At 45.7% G+C, this 17,327-nt stretch carries 11 protein-coding genes and 1 pseudogene; 3 read left to right on the top strand and 9 right to left on the bottom strand.

Features of this window, described 5'->3' with window-relative positions:
• Nucleotides 1-76 precede the first annotated feature (76 nt).
• From rlmKL to plsB, 3 genes are all read right to left on the bottom strand, one after another.
• Nucleotides 77-2,221 (bottom strand): bifunctional 23S rRNA (guanine(2069)-N(7))-methyltransferase RlmK/23S rRNA (guanine(2445)-N(2))-methyltransferase RlmL, encoded by a 2,145-nt coding sequence (gene rlmKL, locus EDC45_RS02885; RefSeq protein WP_133543893.1) that lies wholly within the window; start codon nucleotides 2,219-2,221, stop codon nucleotides 77-79.
• An 89-nt stretch (nucleotides 2,222-2,310) separates the two neighbouring features.
• On the bottom strand, nucleotides 2,311-3,204 hold the full coding sequence (gene xerD / locus EDC45_RS02880) for a site-specific tyrosine recombinase XerD (protein ID WP_133543293.1): 894 nt from the start codon (nucleotides 3,202-3,204) through the stop codon (nucleotides 2,311-2,313).
• Nucleotides 3,205-3,218: 14 nt separating this feature from the next.
• Nucleotides 3,219-5,642 (bottom strand): glycerol-3-phosphate 1-O-acyltransferase PlsB, encoded by a 2,424-nt coding sequence (gene plsB / locus EDC45_RS02875; RefSeq protein WP_133543290.1) that lies wholly within the window; start codon nucleotides 5,640-5,642, stop codon nucleotides 3,219-3,221.
• 308 nt (nucleotides 5,643-5,950) lie between these two features.
• On the opposite strand from plsB, the gene lexA reads away from it, so the two are divergent.
• A complete protein-coding gene (gene lexA, locus EDC45_RS02870; protein WP_133543288.1) occupies nucleotides 5,951-6,586 on the top strand; it encodes a transcriptional repressor LexA in 636 nt (211 codons plus the stop codon).
• A gap of 172 nt (nucleotides 6,587-6,758) precedes the next feature.
• On the opposite strand, the gene EDC45_RS02865 is transcribed toward lexA, so the two are convergent.
• The 5 genes from EDC45_RS02865 to proQ form a co-directional block, all read right to left on the bottom strand.
• Entirely contained in the window at nucleotides 6,759-7,388 is a 630-nt protein-coding gene (locus EDC45_RS02865) for an MBL fold metallo-hydrolase (RefSeq protein ID WP_133543286.1), read from the bottom strand.
• Between the two features lie 24 nt (nucleotides 7,389-7,412).
• Nucleotides 7,413-7,973, bottom strand: coding sequence for a peptidoglycan L,D-endopeptidase MepK (gene mepK / locus EDC45_RS02860; protein ID WP_133543284.1), 561 nt, complete (start codon nucleotides 7,971-7,973; stop codon nucleotides 7,413-7,415).
• A 106-nt stretch (nucleotides 7,974-8,079) separates the two neighbouring features.
• Nucleotides 8,080-9,495 carry a L,D-transpeptidase family protein gene (locus EDC45_RS02855; protein ID WP_133543282.1) on the bottom strand — a complete coding sequence of 472 codons (1,416 nt, stop codon included), beginning with the start codon at nucleotides 9,493-9,495 and terminating at the stop codon, nucleotides 8,080-8,082.
• A gap of 72 nt (nucleotides 9,496-9,567) precedes the next feature.
• Nucleotides 9,568-11,667 (bottom strand): carboxy terminal-processing peptidase, encoded by a 2,100-nt coding sequence (gene prc, locus EDC45_RS02850; protein WP_133543280.1) that lies wholly within the window; start codon nucleotides 11,665-11,667, stop codon nucleotides 9,568-9,570.
• 100 nt (nucleotides 11,668-11,767) lie between these two features.
• Nucleotides 11,768-12,451: an RNA chaperone ProQ gene (gene proQ, locus EDC45_RS02845; RefSeq protein ID WP_133543278.1), complete on the bottom strand. Its 684-nt coding sequence runs from the start codon at nucleotides 12,449-12,451 to the stop codon at nucleotides 11,768-11,770.
• Between the two features lie 403 nt (nucleotides 12,452-12,854).
• Here proQ and EDC45_RS02840 point away from each other — a divergent pair, with 403 nt between their 5' ends.
• Nucleotides 12,855-14,108, top strand: coding sequence for a paraquat-inducible protein A (locus tag EDC45_RS02840; protein WP_133543276.1), 1,254 nt, complete (start codon nucleotides 12,855-12,857; stop codon nucleotides 14,106-14,108).
• On the top strand, nucleotides 14,086-16,752 hold the full coding sequence (locus EDC45_RS02835) for an MlaD family protein (RefSeq protein ID WP_133543274.1): 2,667 nt from the start codon (nucleotides 14,086-14,088) through the stop codon (nucleotides 16,750-16,752). Before EDC45_RS02840 ends, EDC45_RS02835 begins: the two co-directional genes overlap by 23 nt.
• A 390-nt stretch (nucleotides 16,753-17,142) precedes the next feature.
• Here the strand turns inward: EDC45_RS02835 and EDC45_RS10365 are convergent.
• Nucleotides 17,143-17,327 (bottom strand): annotated as a pseudogene (locus tag EDC45_RS10365) (IS256 family transposase, variant Zn-binding type); the annotation flags it as partial.

Below are 17,327 nucleotides of genomic sequence, written 5' to 3'. Positions count from 1 at the left end.
AAAAAGATGAGCTTTGATTCCGCTCATCTTTTTTCTTACCTATTTCTTATCGGTTTTTCGCCCCGATAACCTAATCTTAATTCAAACGGATAATCCAGCAGTTATGAATCTGCTTATTACGTTCGAAATCCAAAGGTAGAGTCCGCGAGGAAATTTCCGTTGCGGTTAACCCCAGTTCTTCCAATGCGGCGAAATCCATTTTAAACCCGCGCTTATTATTGGAAAAAACAATGCAGCCCTGAGAACGTAAAATACGTTTCAGCCCGCTTATCAGCATAATATGATCGCGCTGTACGTCCCAGCTGCTTTCCATTCGTTTCGAGTTGGAGAAAGTCGGAGGATCCACAAAAATCAGATCAAAACTTCTGTCGCAACAAGACAGCCATTGCAGGCAATCCGCCTGAATCAGCTTATGCTGTTCGCCTTCAATATCGTTTAGCAACAGATTTTGTTCCGCCCAGTTCAAATAAGTATTCGACATATCCACGCTGGTGGTAGACTTTGCGCCGCCCAGTGCGGCATGAACCGTAGCGGAACCCGTATAGGCGAACAAGTTAAGAAAATCTTTTCCTTTCGCCATTTCTGCGAGCATTTTTCGGGTAAGGCGATGATCCAAAAAAAGCCCGGTATCCAGATAATCGGTCAGGTTAACCCATAATTTCGCGCCATATTCATGCACATAGAAATATTCGCCCTTATCGGCAAGCTTTTCATATTGATTGCTGCCTTTCTGTTTGCGGCGAACTTTTAGAATCAACTTATTAGTTTCAACCCCGGTAACGGCCAAGGTGGCACTAACCGCATCCAGTAAACGCTGTCTTGCCTTATTTTCGTCAATATTTTTCGGTGCTGCATATTCCTGTATAACGACATGCTCTCCATAGCGATCTACGGCCAGGTTGTAGTCGGGCAAATCCGCATCATATAAACGATAAGCATCCAATTTTTGCTGCCCTGCCCACTTATCCAGTTTTTTTATATTTTTCTGCAGGCGGTTGGCAAAATCTGCGGCGACAAGAGGCATATTCGCCTCCTGCCCGTTGCTATATTCGCGGATAACCTGCTCATTTTGCGGCCGTTCACTGATTTGATAGTTTTTCTGTAAGCATTCCAAAGGGCCATTTTTAGCTTTAAACTGACGGTAGGAACGCATTCGCAAACAATCCAGCAAACCGGCTTCAGAGCTGAAAACCGACGCGTTCCAACCGCCGAATTCCTGTTTTAGACGCTGCCCGAATACGGAATATAGCGCGATCAAAGCCGGAGTCGTCCCTAAACGTTCGCCATAAGGAGGATTACAAACCACAGTTCCCTTAATACTCGGCAACGGATTAGTTAATTCGGCGATATCCGCCTGCTTCCAGCGGATTAAATGGGCAACACCGGCATATTGCGCATTTTTAGCCGCTTTGCGTAATACTCGTGCGTCTAAATCAAAACCGAAGAAATGCGGTTGGGGATTAAGCTTAACGCTCTCTTCCGCCTGCTTCAGCGCTTCTTCCTTCACTTGCTCCCAAGCCGCCCGATTATGCCCCAACCAATAATCAAATCCCCAGTGCAGGCGATGCAGACGCGGTGCAATTCGAGCTTCCATTTGAGCTGCTTCAATTAATAAGGTTCCCGAACCGCACATTGGATCCAACAACGGCGTTCCCGCGCGCCAGCCGGAGCGCAAAATAATTGCGGCGGCTAAGGTTTCGCGTAAAGGCGCTTGCCCGCTCTCTTCACGATAACCGCGTATATGCAGCGCCTCTCCGCTAAGATCCAGTGAAATAACCAGCGTTTCCCGGTTTAAATAGGCATGAATACGAATATCCGGATTTTCCCGATCCACGTCCGGGCGAGGATTACCCTTGCGCTCAAAATAATCGACAATACCGTCTTTCACCCGCATGGCTCCGAACTGGGTATGTCGAATATCGCGGTTAGTACCGTTGAAATCCACCATAAAACGGGTGCGATAATCGAAATATTCCGCCCAGTTCAGGCCTATTACCGCGGCATAAAGATCGGAATCACTGTAGATTTTAGTACTAACGAGGGGTAATAAAATTCTTGAGCTCAGACGCGACCAGAGTAAAGTACGATACAGCGTTTCGTCCTGAGCCGAAAAATGCACACCGCCCTGAGCGACTCTGCACTCGCCGGCGCCTAACTCCTCCAGCTCGTTCTTTAATAACTCTTCAAAGCCGCGTGCGGTGGTTGCAAAAAATTCTTTGATTGCCATATGTTATATAAAATTCCTAACATAAAATATTAAAAAGTGGGAAAAAACAGACCGCACTTCAGCGCATAGCCAAAGAGCGACAGCTAGCCGCGCGGGTGATATTTTTCATGTAAACGTTTCAGACGTTCCTTTGCCACATGGGTATAAATCTGCGTAGTGGATAAATCGCTATGGCCTAACAGCATCTGTACTACACGTAAATCCGCACCATGATTCACCAAATGCGTGGCGAAAGCATGGCGCAGTACATGGGGCGACAGACTGTCCGTATCTATTTCGGCCAAAATCGCATAATGTTTGATACGATGCCAGAACGTCTGGCGAGTCATCTGCAGCGCCCTTTTACTCGGAAAAACCACATCGGAACTTTGCCCGTTCAGTAAAAAAGGACGGCCGTAACTGAAAAACTGTCCGATCCAATAGGCCGCTTCTTCCCCCATAGGTACAATGCGTTCTTTATTTCCCTTACCTATAACCCGTACCACCCCTTGCTCGATATTAATATTATCCGTACTCAGGGAAACCAGTTCGCTAACGCGCAGCCCCGTAGCATACAGCAGTTCCAACATCGCTTTATCACGCAGTTCGAGGGGAATCTCCGGGCTTGGCGCCTGCAATAATTCGCCCACCTGTTGCTCGCTCAGATATTTAGGCAAACGCCCTGGCAACTTCGGCGAACTTAATACAGAACAGGGATTATCGGTGCGGTACTTCTCCCGATACAGGTATTGAAATAATTTACGCATGGCGCTCAGCATACGGGCCGTACTGCTGGCCTTATAGCCGGAAGCGACCCGTTCGCCCAGAAATTGCTGCAAATCAATGCTGTCCGCAACCAACAACCCCTTCGATTCTTTCTCCAGCCAGCGGCACAATGCAGACAAGTCCAGACGATAAGACTGAATGGTATTTTCCGAAAGCCCCTTTTCCAGCCACAGATCACTCAGAAAAAGCTCGATTAACCCCGTATCTTTCATGGTTTAGGCAAGAATTATTCTTCTCCTTTTTCTACCGCACTTTTAATGGTCAAATTCACTTCCGCCGAAATCATATGATTTAGGATTCCCATTAAGCTATCCAGTTTTTCCGTATCTGCGTTACCCTCTTGATTAAAGTAACCGTTTTCTTTCAAACTGACGATAAAGGCGGCAAAGACCGCTTTATCAAAAAATTCCGGCGCATTAATTCCATGCAGTACGGATAAACGCTGAGCCACGGACTGACTTTCCTTTTCCAACGCATTTTTCGGCATATCCGGCGTATTCTGTAAAATAGCCGCCGTAATCGCATAGCGCTGTAAGATTTCGCGCACACCCGCCGACCAGAGTTGCAGAATACGCACCCGACTACGGTTAATACTGAGTACGTTTTCATTAAATTTAATCAATTGCTGACGATGCAACTCGTTAATAATGGCTTCGACCCGTACGGATAAATCCTCAACGGCAACATGTAAAAACAGTTCTTTTTTCAGGAAAGGATAAAGCTTACTTACCGCGTCCAGAACCAGATTTTTCTGGATCGCTTCATAGTGCAGCACGATACTCGCCACCAGCGACGGCAATACAAACAGATGCTGAATATTATTACGGTAATAAGTCATCAATACTGCCGAATTACGTTCCAGTCGGATGATCTCGCCGAAATTATCTTTCTCGACCAATATACCCACGCGATCCAGGTTTAAAACATGTTTAAGCATTTCCTGAGCGGAATCGGAAGGCAGGATAACATCCGGCGAATAAGGCACATTGCGTAAATACTGCAGATAACTTTCCAATTGCTCCAGCAACTGCTCGCGGGTCAATGCCCGCTGACGAGAAGATAGCAGCGCCGTACCGGTCAGATTCATGGCATTAACGGCGGCGGAATTATTAATATTGATCATGACCTGATTGGAAATTCCGTCCACGGCTTTATTGAACCAAAGCGGGCGTTCTTCATCAGGGTTTTCCTTCCATTCCGGATAATGCTGATTCAAATAGTTGCTCAATGTAATCGGCTCGGCAAAATTCACATACCCCTTGCCTAAATTACGTAATTTTTTGATCACCCTTAAGACCAGTCCCGCATTCTCTTTCTCTTTTGCCGCACCGCGTAATTCTTTTGCATAGGTATCCACTTCCAGTACGTGTTCATAGCCCACATACACCGGAACCACCGTAATCGGACGAGTCTGGCGCTGCTGTAGAGCCTGTAGCGTCATAGACATCATACCTGTTTTCGGCGCCAACAAACGACCGGTACGGGAACGTCCGCCCTCAATAAAATATTCCACCGAATAACCGCGGTGAAAGAGTTCCGCCAGATACTCGCGGAAAATCGTAGAATAAAGGCGATTCCCCTTAAAGGTACGGCGGATAAAAAAGGCCCCGCCACGCCGGAACATGGCGCCTACCGGCCAGAAATTCAGATTAATCCCCGCTGCAATATGAGGCGTTACCAAGCCCTGATGATAGAGCACGTAGGAAAGCAGCAGATAATCGATATGGCTGCGATGACAAGGCACATAGACTATTTCATGTCCGTCCAGCGCCAGCTTTCTCACTCTATCCGCGTTCTGTACTTCAATTCCCTGATAAAGCTTATTCCATAACCAGCGTAAAAAACGATCCGCAACCCTCAAACCCTCATAGCTCACATTGGCGGCGATTTCATCTAAAATTTTCTCCGCTTCTTGGCGCGCCTTCTGTTCGCTGATATTTTTACTTTTCGCTTCGTCCGCTATGGCGTTCAGAATAGTCGGCGACTGCAACAGCTTATTAAACATCGCCTGACGATTAGGCAGGCGCGGACCGGTAGCCGAAATACGTTGCTTAGAAAAGTGGATTTTGGCTACGCGCGCCAGTTTTTGCGCAATGGATTTATCCGCACCATGTTCATTCACCATATAGCGCAAAGATACCGCCTGAGAGAAACGTACGAAAGTATCACGCCCGAACCAAATGGCCGCTGCGGTTTTCTGAATCCCGTTCAGTAAACGTAATTTAGGCAGCTTACCCTTATCTTCATGTCCCGGAGAGCGGCCCCACAGCACGGAAACCGGAATAACCTGTACGTCTAAATCCGGATATACCCGATGCAATTCCAGATAATTATAAAAAACGTTTTCCGTTTCTTTTTTTGCCCCTTTGGATTTAAAAATCTGGCGTCCTTCGTCTAGAAACACAAAGCGCGGCAGTTTTTTTCCATGAATATTATTGGCAACGACCGGATCCGGCAATCCCAAGCTTATACAGTTTTTACGGAAAATCACCAGATCCGTTTGAGAAGTGTAGGGCAACACATAAACCACCGGCTGAGAAATATCCAATTTCAGCTCTTCAATGGGATTATGCGGAATAGGATTATTCTTAACTAAGAAAGATAAAGGCAATTCAAGCACTTTTCGGTATAAATTTAAAAAACCGGACATAATACATTTCCATATCGTTAAATAAACCCGCGTATTTTAGCATAAAACTCTACGCCTATTACCGAACGAATATCACAGTTTTTACATCTGCCCTAAGGGTGCGAGAGAATTAACTATACAAAAAAGCGGAGCGCCAAATATTATTTCGAGCGAATAGAAAAAGCAAGTCCTCTGCCCCTGGAGATTTTAGTAAAAAAATCAGATGATTAATATTCCGCAAGCCATATTATAAAGCGGACAAAGCTATTGCAACTTTTGTCAGACTGTATATAATGGCAAAAATTCTGTATAAAAAAACAGGGGATAATATGAAACCAGTCAAAGCATTAACCGCCCGCCAGCAGGAAGTATTCGACTTTCTCAAACATCACATTGAAACAACAGGTATGCCGCCTACCCGTGCGGAAATTTCCAGAGAACTCGGTTTCCGCTCCCCGAATGCCGCAGAAGAACATTTAAAAGCCCTGGCACGTAAAGGCGTGATTGAAATTCTGTCGGGTACCTCCCGCGGTATCCGCTTATTAGTAGATAACGAGGAAGAACAGGAAGAGGAAGGCTTGCCCCTTATAGGTCGGGTAGCCGCCGGCGAGCCTATTCTGGCCGAGCAGCATATCGAAGGCAGCTACAAAATCGATGCCAATATGTTTAAACCTCAGGCGGACTTTTTACTGAAGGTATCCGGCCAGTCGATGAAAAATATCGGTATTCTGGACGGCGATCTGCTGGCGGTACACAGCACCAAAGACGTACGCAACGGTCAGGTAATTGTCGCCAGAATTGAAGACGAGGTTACGGTAAAACGATTGGAACGTAAAGGTCATATCATTTATCTGCATGCCGAAAACGAAGAATTTGAGCCTATCGTCGTCAATTTAAATGAGCAGCCGCATTTTGAAATCGAGGGGATTGCCGTCGGTATTATTCGCAATAACGCTTGGATGTAACCGAATCTCGCCCATAACAAAGGGGCTAATCTTTATAACAAAGATTAGCCCCTTTGTTATTTCTTTTACCCGGTAAAAGCACATAAAAATACTTTTTATGTGCGGGAAGAAAAAGCTTTTCCCATTTCCCTTGCTTCTATTCCCTTAGTGCTTTGTTCCCTTGGGGCATCATTTAACTCAAATAAGGGTTGCTTTGTTTCTCTCGACCGATAGTGGTATAGGGACCATGACCGGCGATTACCACCATATCGTCCTGTAGGGGGAACAGTTTATTACGGATGGAATCGAGTAAATCCTGATGATTCCCCTGCGGAAAATCCGTTCTGCCGATACTGCCGTGAAATAATACATCGCCGCTAAAAGCGATTTTGAACTTATGTTCAATAAAGCCGATATGCCCCGGCGTATGCCCCGGCAAATGCAGAATTTCAAATTCAAAAGCACCGATATTCAGCTTTTCCCCTTCCTTATTCAACCATTGGTCCGGTAAAAAGCGCTCAACTTCAAATAATCCGAACTGACGGGATTGTTGCGGCAGGCTGTCGAATAAAAATTCGTCGGCACAATGCGGGCCGCTGATAGGCACGTCGAAGCGGGCTTTAAGTTTAGCCGCAGCGCCCACATGATCCAAGTGGCCGTGCGTCAGCAAAATCGCCTGTAGATTCAGTTCCAAGGCTTCGATCCGCTTAATCAGCTTAGGAGCTTCGCCACCGGGATCAATAATCGCCGCATTCTTATTATCGTCCCAGATTAAAGAGCAGTTTTGCTGAAAAGAGGTTACCGGAATAATTTCAATATTCATATGGTTTCAAACTTGATTAAGGGTTCAGCTGCCGCGCCATGTGCGCACAGGTCCGGTATCAATATGGACAAAATTACTTCTCGGATAAAACCCGACCCCGCCGTTTTTCAGGCTTTCCGCCGATTGCTTCACCTTCGATAAGGCCGCCGCGTCAATACGAAAATCAATGGCCTGTCCGCGCATATGATAACTATTGCTGGCAACACCGCGGCTGCGACGACGCATCATCGCATTACTGGCCGGCGAGCGGTATCCGCAGATAATCTGAATTTCCGTATTACGCAAACCTAAATTGCCCTGAATACGGTATAACTTGGAAAACAGGTGCGGATCGATTTTCGCCACCTGATTATTACGTTTATCTCTAAGCAGCCAATCCAATTTACGCAATGCCGCAGCGGAGAATCCTTTCGACTCGCTGAATTCGGAACTAAAACGCTCCCCGGTATTAATATTTCTAAGGCGCAAAATTCTCGGCTGAGGCGTAGAAACCAAAGCTAATACGCTGTTAGGTAATATGGTCGCACCGAGCATAATGCCGCCTAAAGATAACCATTTACGCCGGGTAAGGTTAATTTCACTCATTTATTCATTCCCTGTTAAATTTAAATTGTCCCTAACTACAGACAAATAGAATTGTTTTTAATTCCTTCTCCGGCCGAAAAAAGTGCGGTCGAAAAAACAAAAGTTTTTACAAATATTTTCCGATCAGGTTCCAGTCGATATAATTTGGTACCTGCCCGGCATCGTAACCATAAATATCCGGCGCCGTATGTAATTTACCGTTTTCCATCCAGGCGGTTACATAATACAAATATACCGGATTATCCGAACGGACGGTGGCCGAAGTGGTTTTACGACTGTTCAACACTTTTTGTTTTTTATCCGTTGACCAACCCGCTTCCTGCAATAACATTCCCGCCAGCTGATCGGATTTTTCAACCCGCACACAACCGGAACTTAAAGCCCTGTCTTTCTTCTTAAACAGATGACGGGACGGCGTATCATGCAGGTAAATCGCATCGGAACTCGGCATATTAAACTTATAACGACCCAAGGCGCTGTGATCTCCCGCCGCCTGACGCAAATGATAAGGGAAACGGGAACCCACCGAAGCCCAGTCGATGCTATAAGGATCAATGGTATTGCCATTACGATCAATAATGCTGTAACCGTTGCGGCTTAAATAGCCCGGATCCTGTTTTACCTTCGGAATAATATCTTCATTAATCAAACGTACGGGTGCATTCCACGGCGGATTAACGACAACATTACTTAATTTACTGTACATCACCGGGGTACGGCGCTTATTTTTACCCACAATAACTTTGGAATTTAATACCAATTTGCCATCGCGGTAATAATTTAGCTGGTAAGTCGGAATATTAACGAATATACCATTGTTAAAATCCGGAATTAAACGTAAACGCTGAGCATTAAGCGCTAATTTATACAATTCCCCCGGATGACCGCCCTGAGCATGTAAAATCTCGCCAACCCGTTCAATGGTCTGACGATAGATCGGATTTTGTGAAGCCAGGTTTTGAATATACTCCGTACCCTTTCCGTTATTCAGAGCGCTCAACCATTGCTCAACGGCGCTTTCTTCCGGTTGTTTGGCTTTGTATTTATTGGCCGAATATAACCAACGCTGGGCATAAAGAGACAGATTTTTTACATAATAGCTATAATCTAAAAAAGCGTCGGTCAATAATATATCTTGCAATAAAGGCTGCTGTGCCGACTCGGCTTCATCAATCTGACGTAAGGATTTTATCGCATCGGCAGAAATACCACTGGCGGCCATTGCCGCATATTCATGCAAAAAGTGGCGTCGAGCCTCCTCTTCCGTCCATAAAAGCGCAAAATCGTTAGCACCGTAAATCTTGCTGATAACCGCCTTAAAGCGCAACGGTCGACCGGCAAGTATCTCCTCTAATTTAGCTTCCGCCTGCATTTCCCGAGCCATATCCATCACGGTAATTTGCGTTTCAAGCGCACCTTTCGCCATATTGGCGGCGGGTTGTCCGCTAAATGCGCAACTGCTGCATAATCCGGCAATAAGCAATGCCAATTGGATCGGTTTTAAAATAGATTTTTTGTGCATAAGGTTCCCGAGAATCTGTATAAAATCCTGTGCTAAAGGGCAAACACCGAGAAAATTTCCCGGTGTTCGAATTTATTTGATTTCGGTTTTATTCTCTGTCTTCTGAGAAGTTACCGAACGGGTGCTATCCTTTGCATTTTTCTCCATGGTTTTGCCTTTCTTCGCCTCATATTTTACATAATCGGCAGCGATATTACGCACCTCTTTCAGCAGAAAATCAGGCGCTTCATAATCTTTAGGCAAATCGTCAATATCTTTTAACGGTTTCTTTCCCTCTCGGGCAAAACGCGCATTCAGATCTTTCAGATGTCTGGCATCGTCTTTATCGTTTTCCGCTTTCCGTTTCGCATAATTCAAGGTTAAGAATTTTCGTTCGCTACGCTCGTCCCGAATTTTTATCTCTTCGTTAAGAGAAATAAATTCCGGATTTTTCGCTATACGTGCATGATGTTTTTCCGCCAGCTCTTCAATAACGGCTTTTGCCTCTCCCGCCTGAGCATAGTTGGCGGCGGGAATTTTATCCCAAGGCAAGGCGTTATCTTCTTTTTCTTCACCGTATTCTTTGGCATCGATGGAAGAGGCCAATTGAATATCCGGAGCGACCCCTTTCAGCTGGGTACTGCCGCCGTTAATCCGATAAAATTTCTGGATCGTATATTGAATAAAGCCTAGAGGTTCCTGATCCAAATCATAAACAAAGTTTAAAGAACGGCTCTGTTGTACGGTGCCTTTACCGAAAGTATTCTGCCCGATAACAACCCCGCGGTTATAATCCTGCATCGCCGCAGCAAAAATTTCCGATGCGGAGGCGCTGAAGCGGTTAATCAATACGATTAAAGGCCCGGAATACACCTGCGCATTATCCGGATCTTCATTTACCCGAATACGATTATAAGGATCTCGTACCTGAACAATAGGCCCGTCGCTAATAAAGAGCCCGCTTAGTTCCACCGCTTCGGTCAGTGCGCCGCCGCCATTTTCGCGTAAATCAATAATCAGAGAAGTGGCTTTTTTCTCTTTCATCTGGGTCAGCAATTTACGCACATCAGCCGTCAGTCCGATATAAAAGGTGGAAATTTTAATTACGGCCACATTCTCGCCGTTCACTTTCTCCACAGTCAGCTTTGCCGCACTGTCTTCAATACGCACTTTATCGCGTATTAAAGTAATCACTTTGGTTTTGCCGCCCTTTGCCGGCTCAATTTCTAAACGAACCTTAGAGCCTTTTTTCCCTTTGATTTTGTCAACCACGTCTTCCAGACGCCAGCCGACCACCTCTTCGATTTCTCCTTTAGCGCCCTGGCCTACACCAACGATTTTATCTCCGGCCTTAATTTTTCGGCTTCGTTCCGCAGGTGCGCCGGGAACCAAGGATTTAATAATGGTTTCGTCGTCTTCCTGCTGCAAGGTCGCCCCTATGCCTTCCAAAGACAGATTCATACTTTCATTAAAACTTTTGGCCGCGCGCGGCGCAAGATAACTGGTATGAGGATCGATTTCGCGCGCAAAGGAATTTAAGAAAAGCTGAGTAATATCATCGGCTTTTATCTGAGTTAAACGACGAATGGCCAAATTATAACGTTTGGTTAGGGTTTTCTTAATTTCCGGCCATTTTTTATCTTTCAGTTTTAAATCGATAATATCGTTCTTAACCCGTTGTTCCCAGAGCTTATTGGCATCTTCCGTTGTTTTCGGCCAAGGGGCTTTTTTACGATCGATCTCGATCTGATCATCATCGGATAAATCCGGCGCTTTATTCAGCAAGGATAAGGCATAGGCATAGCGTTCATAGCGCCGTTTCGCCATACGTTCGTACATATCAAAGGCGGCGACCAGTTTACCTTCGTTTAACTGGTTATCCAGCAAATCGGCGTATTGGCTGCGCATTTCATCTACATCGGACTGCAGGAACAGACTATGGGTAAAATCCAATAAATCCAGATAACGATCGAAAATCTTACGAGAAAACTCGTCATCGAGCTGAAATTTACGATAATGATATTGGGTCAGCCGGGTCGTTACCCTTTTAGCGGCCAATGCGTTTTCTTCCGTCGGCTGCGGAATCTGAATTTCACTTGCTTTCAAGGCCGGTTGCACGGCGCTTACCGTCGTGCTGAACAATATTCCCGCCAGCAACAGCGCCAGAGAGGATTTAGATTTATTCGACTTCATTAGTTAAACTTTCCCAATAAAACAAAAACATCGCCCGGGCGTCTGCCTACCGATGTGGCGAAGGGCTGCGCAGGCCGCAAAACGGGGCGGCGCAGTCTTTTCAGCCTAAGAACAGGCTTTCTGCCGAAACGTTAATGACCAAACCGTTATCAAGCTGAACACGGGCGCCGTCTTTAACAATATCCAAAACCACCGCACCTTTCACCGTATCGGAGATTTTAACTTTAACCCGAGCCTCTTTATGCAAAGAAGCTAAATCCGCCGCTTGTAAAGGCGCTTCCGATTTTGCCTCTTTTTTCAGCGCCGTATTTTTTTCAACGCCTGCACCGGCCTGAGCGCCCTTATTTTTGCGCATATAACGTTTTTTATTATTTTTAGCTTTTTCCGCACGCTCCGCGCGTTGTGCGGCACGCTGCTGAGCCAGTTTCGCTTTTGCCTCGGCCAGCTGTTGCTGAGCGTGCAAAACATGCTCCTCTTCCAACAAACCGGCAGAATTTCCTTGTAAATCCACACGCTCTGCGCCGGCACGACAGCCATGCAGATAGCGCCAGTTAGAAGTATATTGCCGTAACGCCTGACGTAACTGAGTTTTACTTACGCGCTCGTCATCTTTCAGGGCTTCCGCCAAATCCTGAAAAAGGCCGATTTTCAACGGTTTCGCTTCGCCTTCCAGAGAAAAGCAAAGGGGAAATTTTTCAGCCAGATAGGCAATAATTTCCTTATTATTTGCTAATTTCTGCGTTTCCTGCGCTACCGGTTGAACTTCTGATTGGACTTCTGTCATTACTAATTTTCCTGCCTATAGGTCTTAAAGATAAAAATGCCCGTATTTTAGCGTATTTTATTCAATAATGACAATCTCTAATCAATGTCGCGGAGGGGGAAAATCTATTTTCAGATAACTTAAACTCAGGATAGCATTCCTTTGTCTCCGCCCCGCAGTAACAGGCCGGCGAACAATGGCAGATGCGGGCGCTCCTCGGGTCTTGTAGCGGCTAAGTACCGTATCGGACAGATCAGACCTGTTTCGGCTCGCCCCAATGGCTCTCCCCCGATTACGACCTATTTCCGCTAAAGCGCATATAAGGACGTTTTTTATTTTAAACTTCGGCGATTAAAGTATAAAATTGGCAATCTGAATTTTACTCATCGCAACCGACAATTAACAAAAGAATATAGACGAGCATATGCAAGAAACCTTAACAGCACAGGAAAATACAGTCGCCCGCTGCGGCGACTGTAATGCGCTGCTATCCTTACCGCCGCTGAAGAAAGGCGAACTGGCCCAATGTCCGCGCTGCCACGGGGTATTGCGTAATAAAGATCGTTGGAGCCTGAAACGTTGCTCGATTATCGCTTTTTCCATCCTGCTGCTTATCCCCTTTGCATTAAATTATCCTCTGCTCAGTGTGGAACTGCTCGGAACCAAAATCGACGCCTCGGTCTGGGGCGGCGTATGGAAAATGGCGACGGAAGGCTACCCTTATACCGCCTTTCTGGTATTTATTTGTGCCATTTTTATGCCGATTTCCTTTGCCGTTTTGGTTATTCTGTTGCAGTTCGCTCGTTTACTGAACAAAAAACCCCGTAATCTGTTACTTGCCTTGGGTTATATCAAGCCCTGGGTTATGTTCGATGTTTATTTGGTCGCTTTAGGGGTTAGTGCCTTTAAGGTCAGGGATTATGCGGCTATCAGCATCGATATTTACGCGATCGCTTTTATTCTGACCGCAATTCTGACCACCTTATTATTTATCAAAATCAATCCCAACGAATTATGGAATGATTTCTATCCGCAGCATACCCATCCGAGCAATATTTCAGCGACACATTCGCCGCACTTTTGTCCGAACTGCCGCTATACCTTTATGCAACCGATGCGGGATCTCAAACTGCGAACCCGCTGTCCGCGTTGCCACAGCCTGCTGAATAAAACGCCGGCAATGACGCTGCAGCAAACTTGGGCCGCCTTAATTGCCGGGATAATCATGCTGTTTCCCGCCAATATTTTTCCCATTTCCTATACCTATATGAATAATATCGGTAACGGCGACACCCTGTTTTCCGGGGTAATTACCTTTATCGGCATGGGCAGCTATTTCGTCGCCTTTATCGTGTTTGTGGCCAGTATCTTCGTACCTATCAGCAAAATTATCATTATGCTTTATTTGCTGTGTTGTATTCACTTTAACTGGCGCCATTCAATAAAATGGCAGATGCGTCTGTTGCATATCGTGCATTTTGTCGGACGCTGGTCCATGCTGGATTTATTCGTGCTGGCACTGATGATGTCATTGGTAACGCGCGGACAAATCATTAATTTTTCCGTGGGTCCCGCCGCTTTTTATTTCGGTGCCGCCGTTTTTCTCACGATGATTGCAACCTCGTTTTTTGACAGTCGTTTACTTTGGAATATTTATGACAGACAACAAGCAAAATAACCTCCCCCGCAACGATGATTCGTCGACACTGAAAAGTGCCGAAATCAGCCGGCTGAAACGGATTTCTCCTTTCTGGCTGTTGCCGCTGATTGCATTTTGTATCTGTGCTCTGCTGTTTTTTCAGATCATCAAAGAGCAGGGTTATACGGTCAAAATTACCTTTGCCAACGGCGACGGCTTGGTTGCGAATAAAACCCAGATCCGTTACCAGGGATTACAAATAGGTGTGGTTAAAAAAGTTAACTTTACCGATGACTTAAAAAAAGTCGAAGTGGAAGCCAATATTTATCCCGAAGCAAAAACCGTATTGCGTAAAAACACCCGTTTTTGGCTGGTACAACCCAGCGCCTCTTTGGCGGGGATTTCCGGGTTGGATACGCTGATTTCCGGTAATTACATCACGCTACAGCCGGGCGACGGCGAGTACAGCTATGAGTTCAAGGCGGAAAGCGAAGGGCCTATAGCTCAGGTGGACGACGGAGATCTGCTGATTCGGCTGCTGGCCGATGATTTGGGTTCCATTTCCGCCGGCGCCTCGGTTTACTTTAAAAAATTACCTGTAGGTAAGGTTTATGATTACCGTTTCACCAAGGATCAGAAAAAAGTGGAAATTCAGGTGGTCATCGAAAAGCCCTATGTGAATCTGGTTAAAAAAGATTCCCGTTTCTGGAATATTAGCGGAATTAACGCCACCGTCGGCCCTTCCGGAGTTCATGTCAATATGGACAGTTTAAATGCCGTGGTACAGGGGGCCATCGCCTTTGACTCGCCGGAAAACAGCCCGGCGGCAACGGAAAATCAGGATTACCAGCTATACACCAGCCTGGCGGCGGCTAAACGCGGCATTCAGGTAAATATCAGCGTGCCGAACAGCGCCGGTCTGCAGGCGAATAAAACTGCGGTGTATTATCAGAATATTGAAGTCGGTACCCTATCGCAATTGTTGCAGGGCGAAGACATTAAGGAAAATCAGGTTTCCGGCAAATTATTACTCAACCCCAATATTGCCGATTTACTCACAACAGGCACTAAAATCGTTCTGCGTAAACCTAAAGTCAACTTAGCCAATCTGGCGGATCTGCCGCGGGTATTTCGCGGCGAATATCTGGAAATTATTCCCGGTGAGGGCGAAGCAAGCGACAGTTTCCAGGTGCTGAAAGAAAACGAACTGCTATTGCAACAGCCGGATACCTTGGTATTGGAGCTGAAAGCCGCGGAAACCTACGGTTTGAGCGAAGGTCAACCCATTTATTACAACAATATTCTTATCGGCGAATTAGTCGGACAACATATTGATATCGAAGGCGTGAACTTTAAAGCGGCAATTGCGGCAAAATATCGCCATCTGATCTATGCCGACACCCAGTTTGTCGCCGCAGCCAATTTAGAAATCAATCTCAATGCGGAGGGGCTGCGTTTTGAAGCGGCAACACCGGAAAAATGGCTACAGGGCGGAATAAGGGTTATTGAAAATAAAAATCAGGGTAAAGCTCTATCAAGCTATCCTCTGTATAAAGATCTTTCCAGTGCGGAAGCCGGTATTACCGATAACCGTCTGCGCCCTACCCTTACGCTAACCGCACAGAATCTGCCGAGTATCAGTAAAGGTTCCCTAGTGCTTTACCGCCAGTATGAAGTGGGTAAAATTCTGGAAGTACGACCGACCCAGAGCAAGTTTGAAATAGATGTGGCGATTTATCCTAAATACCGCCATTTACTCAGCGACAAAAGCCTGTTCTGGGTAGAAAGTGCGGCGCAAATCGATATTTCACCGAAAGGGATTAGTATTCAGGCCACGCCTATCGGGCGTTCTCTGAAAGGCGCCATCAGCTTCGATAACAGCGGCGGCGGCAATAATAAAACCTTGTACGCCAATGAACTGCGGGCGAAATCCGCCGGCCAGATCATAACGCTGAGAGCAGAAAACGCCACCAATCTGAGCAAGGGTATGGCATTGCGCTATATGGGTCTTGATGTGGGCGAAATCGATAATATTCGCTTGGATCAGACTAATAATAAGATTATCGCCACCGCACTGATGAATCCGGCCTATATGCAGCTGCTAGCTAAAGAAGGCAGTACCTTCAGCGTCATTTCGCCACAAATCTCCGCCGGAGGTATCGAAAATCTGGGCAGCCTGTTACAACCCTATATTGATATTAGTGCGGGTACGGGAAAATTCAGAAATCAATTCCATTTATCCGATAATAATATGCCGGAAAATAACAAATATCATAAAGGCTTCCCGCTAATCCTGGAAACAAATGACGCCTCCAATCTCAGTATCGGCGCGCCGATACTGTATCGCGGCGTAGAAGTGGGCAAAATCCATGATATAGGGTTGAACAAACTGGGAGATCGTGTGTTGATCCGCATTCTAATCGCCACCAAATATCAGCATTTGGTACGTAATAATTCGGAATTCTGGGTTTCTTCCGGTTATAGTGCGGAATTAGGTTGGTCCGGACTGGCGGTAAATACGGGTAGCGTACAACAACTGTTGAAAGGCGGTATTTCCTTCTCGACTCCCGACGCAACCATTGTTCAGCCGCAGGCGAAACCTCATCAACGCTTCCTGCTGCAAATCAAACGCCCGGAACAGGCAAAACAATGGACTTCGGGAGCAATACCAAATTCACCATAAAGATAAAATTAAGCCCGGTATACCGGGCTTAATTATTTAATCGGCTTAATATTTCTGACAACCGAATACCTACAGCAGAATTACCCCCCAAGTGCGGTTAAAAAATCGAAAGTTTTTGCGAGGAGCGAATACCGATAGCAGGAGTAACCCTGAAAAGTGCGGTTAAAAAAACCGAAAGTTTTTTTCAAGGAGCAAATACCACCGGCAGAATTATCCCTGAAAAGTGCGGTTAAAAAACCGAAAGTTTTTGCAAGGAGCGAATACCGATAGCAGGAGTAACCCCGAAAAGTGCGGTTAAAAAATCGAAAGTTTTTGGCATAATGGACAAAAGTGTGGGGATTTTCATTGATTTTCCACATATCCCTAGTTTAATAGACAAAAGTGTGGGTTTTACCCACTCTTTTTGTTTAAAAAATCTTTTATAAACATAATCTTATGCTTTCTGCTCAGCCCATTATGAACGTGTAATTTCAATTTTAATTCTTTGAATAATCCTTCTATGCGATTTGTCGTCTTCTCTATCTTCAATTGGGCATATTTTTCATATGTAAATAAGACATCCATATAACGTTTTA

Origin of the sequence: Mesocricetibacter intestinalis, assembly GCF_004363295.1 — a bacterium.
Classification (GTDB): domain Bacteria; phylum Pseudomonadota; class Gammaproteobacteria; order Enterobacterales; family Pasteurellaceae; genus Mesocricetibacter; species Mesocricetibacter intestinalis.
This window is presented reverse-complemented; position numbering and strand designations above follow the sequence as displayed.